A 5,037-nucleotide genomic window follows, 5' to 3' on the forward strand; every position below is an offset into this window, starting at 1 on the left:
ATCGCCCCGGAGAGCAGCAGTGCGCGGGTGCCCGCACCCTCGCCCTTGCCGGAGACGTCGACGACGGCGACGTCGAGACGGTCCCCGACGCGTACGGCCACGATGAAGTCGCCCGCGAACGGCGTGCCGCCGGCGGAGCGGATCTCACTCGCGGCGTACCACTCGGCGGGCAGGGCGGGGATGCCGGCCTGACGAAGGATCCGGTCACGCAGGTCGACGAGCATCGACTCCCCCTGGACTCCCGCCACGCCCAGGCGCGAGCGCCGGAACGAGGCCAGCAGGATCAGGAAGCCGAGGCTGAACATGATCACGACCGAGGCGGCGACCCGGACCGTGATGTCGGGCTGGCGCGGCATGATCGTCGCCAGCACGAGGAGCACGAAGACCACGAACCAGGGCAGGTCGCGCGGCCCGAGGACCAGGCTCGACACCACGAGCGGGAGCAGCAGCGACACCATCGGGACGACGTCCGGCTCGATCCACAGGCCCACGCCGATCACGACGGTGGCCAGGACCAGTCCCGCGAGGGTTCGCCGCCCACTGGGCAGGATCCGGTTCGCCCACGTGCTCAGGCGCGCCGACATCGTCGGCTGCGGGCCGGGCCGCGCGCTCGTCCCGTCGCTCATCTGTGTCCTCTGCTGGTTCTACGTGGCTGTCGACGACTGTACGGCCCGGGAGCGGAACCTGGGCTGGCATTGCGGACACCAGAACGAGTTGCGTCCGGCCAACGGCTCCGTACGCACCACCGCGCCGCACACCAGGCAGGCCTGGTCGGCGCGGCGGTAGACGTACACCTCTCCCCCGTGGTCGTCACGGCGCGGGGGCCGCCCCATCGCCTCGGGGGTGTGCTCGGGGCGCACGGTGTCGATCCGGTTGAGCCGCACGCCCTCGGCCATGAGCTCGACCAGGTCGTCCCAGATCGCCTGCCACTGCGAGACGCGGAGCGTCGATCCGGGACGCAGCGGGTGCATGCGCTGGCGGAACAGCACCTCGGCCCGGTACACGTTGCCGACACCCGCCAGAACGGTCTGGTCCATCAGGAGCTCCCCGACCGGCTTGCCCGAGCGGCGGATCCGCTGCCAGGCGCGGTCGGGGTCGGCGTCGGGCCGCAGCGGGTCGGGGCCCAGGGAGGCCACCACCTCGTCGCGTCGAGCCGGCCCCACCAGGTCGCACCGCGTCGCACCGCGCAGGTCCGCGTACGACACAAGGTCGTCCCCGGACACCAGCCGCAGCCGCACGGCGCCGACCGGACCGGGGAGCTCGGCCGCCTCGGGCCGGACGTCGAAGGCGCCGATCAGCCCGAGGTGGATGTGCACCACACGGTCGTCCTCGAACTCGAGGAAGAGGTGCTTGCCGGCGGCGTCGGCCCGCTCCAGCACGGTGCCGTCGAGCAGCGCCGCCTCGGTGGCGAACCGGCCCTGCGGGCTGCTGACGGCGAGCTCACGTCCGCCGAAGGCGTCGGTCAGGTCGTCGGCCAGCCGCCGCAGGGTGTGCCCCTCGGGCATGCCTCAGTCGTTCTCGGGACCGCGCAGGGCGGACTCGGGCAGCGCGGGGAGGTCCTTGGTCTGCTCGTAGTCGCTCATCTGGCCGATGCGGCGCACGTGGCGCTCGTCGTTGCTGAACGGCGTGGTGAGGAAGATGTCGATGAACCGGGTCATCTCCTCGATCGTGTGCTGCCGACCGCCCACGGAGACGACGTTGGCGTCGTTGTGCTCCTTGGCCAACGCGGCGGTGTCGTCGTTCCACACGAGGGCGGCACGGATGCCCTGCACCTTGTTCGCGGCCATCTGCTCGCCGTTGCCCGACCCGCCGATCACGATGCCGAGGCTGTCGAGGCCGTCGGCGCGCTCAGCGGCCACACCCTCGGCGGCACGCAGGCAGAAGACCGGGTAGTCGTCGAGCGCGTCGTAGACGAAGGGACCGTGGTCGACGGCCTCGTAGCCGTTGTCGACGAGCCAGTTGAGCAGGTGGTCCTTGAGTTCGAGGCCGGCGTGGTCGGATCCGATGTGAACGCGCATGGGCACGATTCTCTCAGTCGACGTGCGCCGCGAGGAAACCGACCACCTGCCGCAGCATCGGCTCCGCGCTGGGGAAGGCGTCGGGGTGTCGCCAGATGCCGTGCAGCTGGCCGAGGTAGCGGGTCGCGACCACCTCCACGCCCAGCTCGGCGAGCCGGTTGGCCAGGTGCTCCCCCTCGTCGCGCAGCGGGTCGTGCTCGCAGGTGACCACCAGGGTCGGCGGCAGCGTGCCCAGCTCGGTCGAGAGCAGCGGAGCCAGGTCGGGGTCGACCAGGTCGGCCTCGGTGGCGGCGTACTGCTCCCAGTACCAGGCGGCCTCGGCGGCGTCGAAGCCGTCCGCGGCGGTGCGGTACGAGTCGAAACCACCGGTCGGGTCGAGGAACGGGTAGATCAGCGCCACTGCGGCGAACCGGCCCGGGTGGCGCAGCGCCGCAACCAGGGCGAGGTTGGCGCCGGCACTGTCGCCGTGGACGAACAGCGGGCCCTCGAGCCCGTGCGCCACCGCCTCACGGTCCAGCCACGCCAGGACGGTGTCGACGTCGTCGGGGGCCGCGGGGAAGCGGTGCTCGGGCGGGCGGCGGTAGTCGACGCTGAGGACCGCACGCCGGCCGCGGTTGGCCACCCGGCGGCAGGAGGGGTCGTGCACCTCGACGTCGTTGAAGACGAAGCCGCCACCGTGCAGGTGCACCACCAGCCCCGGCTCCGCGTCCACCGGGACGTACAGGCGGCACGGCACCCCACCGGCGTCGACGTCGAGGACCTTCTCGACGTGCTCGCGCGGGGCGCCCAGCGCGGCGGTACGGGCGGCCGCGCGCTCGGCCTCCACCGAGTACGCCGGGTCCGTGACGTGCAGCTGCAGGGCGTGGACCTTGAGGGCCTCGACCGACTCGGGGAACAGCACGGCTCAGCGGTCCATCAGGACGTCCATGGCGACGGCGATCGCCGCAGCCATCCGGAAGTCGACCCGCGGGTCCGGCACGTCGACCCGGTAGTTGTCACGCACCGCGAAGGCCCGCTGGACGCTCAGCACCGGCTGCCCCGAGGCGTCCACGTAGTCGAAGTGGATCGGCACCGGGAGGTCGGCGAAGCGTCGCAGCAGGGCGAACAGCAGCGACCGCTCCTTGCCGGTGCCCGTCCAGTCCGGACCCTCGGCGTGGAACGTCGTCTGCAGCAGGCTCGCGCCGAAGTCCTTGCGGAAGAAGCCGATCGGCGTGCCCTGGGCGTCCACCACGTCGTACCCGGAACCGAGGTCCACGACCTTGCGGGCCTTGAAGCCGAAGACCGGCACCGTGCGCGAGGAGTCGGTGTAGAAGGTGACCTGCTCCTTGAACGCCAACCGCTTCTGCTCCGCGAACGCGAGCAGCTGGCCGGGCTGGCCGGAGGCGTCAGAGGTGAGCACCTCGAACCGGTTCACCATCATGGTGATCTTCTGGCGGACGAGCAGGTGCGGCACGTGATGTGTCATGCCGGCGATCCTAGGCAGACGTCGCGAGGAGGCGCCGCCCGGTTCGGGTCAGTCCGTACGGAGCGTGCGACCGGGGTGAGCCGCCTCCCAGGCCGCGATGGAGGCGTCCCACTCCGGGCCGCTCAACGTCACGAGCGTCGCAGGGAACAAGCCGTCCTCCTCGCGCACGATGTGCTCGGCCAGATCGTCCAGCTCGCGGGTGAAACGGGCGACGTCCTCGGGCCTCCGCAGGTCGATCCCTGCCAAGAAGGCGCCGAGTTCGCGGTGCTCGTCCTCGAGGGGGCGGATGTAGTCGGCGTACAACTCGTCCGCCGCTGCCATTGCGACGAAGACGCCGTCCTCCTCACCTCGCCAGTGGCTGGCCAAGAGGTCCCGCATCCGGTCCACGTCGGCCTGGGCGAGGTCGACCTCGCCCCGCCCGAGCTCGCGCACGGCCTTCGCCCCGAGTGCGCTGATCTCTTCGTGCTCGGCGATGAAGTCCCGGATCAGCGGGATCTGGCGGCAACCGCAGTAGTGGCACATGGTCTGCTCCTCGCCCTCCTGGACTCCCAGCCGCTCAGCTCTGGAGGAGCCCCTGCTCCTCCTGGATCGCGGCCAGGTCGAACTTGGTGAAGACGGGGCTCGGCTTCGCCACGGGCGTCCCGACCACGACCGGACGCGACTCCCACCGCGGGGTGGAGGAGTAGTCACCGGTGATCACGGGGTAGTCCTCACCCTGGGCGCCCTTGCCGGGCTCGAGGTCGGGGACGACGTCGATGCGCGGCATCGGGACGAACTCGCCCTCACCGCCCAGCACCAGGTGCACCTTGTTGGCCGCGTGCGGCAGGAACGGCGCCATGAGCGTGTTGCAGTCGCTCACGCACTGGGCCGCGGTGTGCAGCACGGTGGCCAGACGCTCGCGCTGCGAGGGCTCCTTGAGCTTGAACGGCTCGGTGACGGTGACGTACTTGTTGACCTCGCTCACCACGCGCAGGGCCTCGGCCGTGGCCGCCCGCAGCTTGTGGTGGCGCAGCAGGTCGCCGACCGAGGCGAAGCCCGCGCGGACCGCGGCCAGCACCTCCTCGTCGACCGGCTCCAGCGGGCCGGGCTGGGGGATCTCGCCGAAGTTCTTGGCGATCATCGTGGCCGTGCGGTTGACCAGGTTGCCCCAGCCCGCCACGAGCTCGGAGTTGTTGCGGGTGACGAACTCGGCCCACGTGAACGCCGCGTCCGAGGACTCGGGACCGGCGGCGCAGATGAAGTAGCGCAGCGAGTCGGGGCCGTACTGCTCGATGAAGTCGCGGACGTAGATGACGTGGCCGCGGCTCGAGGAGAACTGCTGGTCCCCCATGGTGAGGAACTCGCTCGAGACCACCTCGGTCGGCAGGTTGAGCTCGCCGAAGATGCCCGGCTCCCCGCCCTTGTCGCCCTTGCCGGCGTACGCCAGCAGCTCGGCCGGCCAGATCTGCGAGTGGAAGGTGATGTTGTCCTTGCCCATGAAGTAGTACGACAGGGCCTCGGGGTCGTTCCACCACTCGCGCCAGGCGTCGGGGTTGCCGGTGCGGCGCGCCCACT

At 71.1% G+C, this 5,037-nt stretch carries 6 protein-coding genes and 1 pseudogene; all 7 read right to left on the reverse strand.

Translation table 11 applies throughout. The features are described from left to right. Positions 1-626, reverse strand: a pseudogene (locus tag ACI379_RS16615) (serine/threonine-protein phosphatase); the annotation flags it as partial. Positions 627-644: 18 nt separating this feature from the next. After that, complete coding sequence (locus ACI379_RS16620; protein WP_439793240.1) at positions 645-1,505, reverse strand: Fpg/Nei family DNA glycosylase; 861 nt, start codon at positions 1,503-1,505, stop codon at positions 645-647. Between the two features lie 3 nt (positions 1,506-1,508). Further along, positions 1,509-2,018 carry a ribose-5-phosphate isomerase gene (locus ACI379_RS16625; protein WP_439793242.1) on the reverse strand — a complete coding sequence of 170 codons (510 nt, stop codon included), beginning with the start codon at positions 2,016-2,018 and terminating at the stop codon, positions 1,509-1,511. Between the two features lie 13 nt (positions 2,019-2,031). After that, positions 2,032-2,919: an alpha/beta hydrolase gene (locus tag ACI379_RS16630; RefSeq protein WP_439793243.1), complete on the reverse strand. Its 888-nt coding sequence runs from the start codon at positions 2,917-2,919 to the stop codon at positions 2,032-2,034. Positions 2,920-2,922: 3 nt separating this feature from the next. Further along, complete coding sequence (locus ACI379_RS16635) at positions 2,923-3,483, reverse strand: hypothetical protein (RefSeq protein WP_439793244.1); 561 nt, start codon at positions 3,481-3,483, stop codon at positions 2,923-2,925. Positions 3,484-3,531: 48 nt separating this feature from the next. Then, the gene (locus ACI379_RS16640; RefSeq protein ID WP_439793245.1) at positions 3,532-4,005 is read right to left on the reverse strand and encodes a hemerythrin domain-containing protein; all 474 of its coding nucleotides are present in this window, start codon (positions 4,003-4,005) and stop codon (positions 3,532-3,534) included. Between the two features lie 34 nt (positions 4,006-4,039). After that, positions 4,040-5,037: methionine--tRNA ligase (locus ACI379_RS16645; protein WP_439793246.1), on the reverse strand; the 998-nt coding region annotated here is incomplete at its 5' end.

Source organism: Nocardioides sp. (assembly GCF_051876515.1).
GTDB lineage: Bacteria > Actinomycetota > Actinomycetes > Propionibacteriales > Nocardioidaceae > Nocardioides.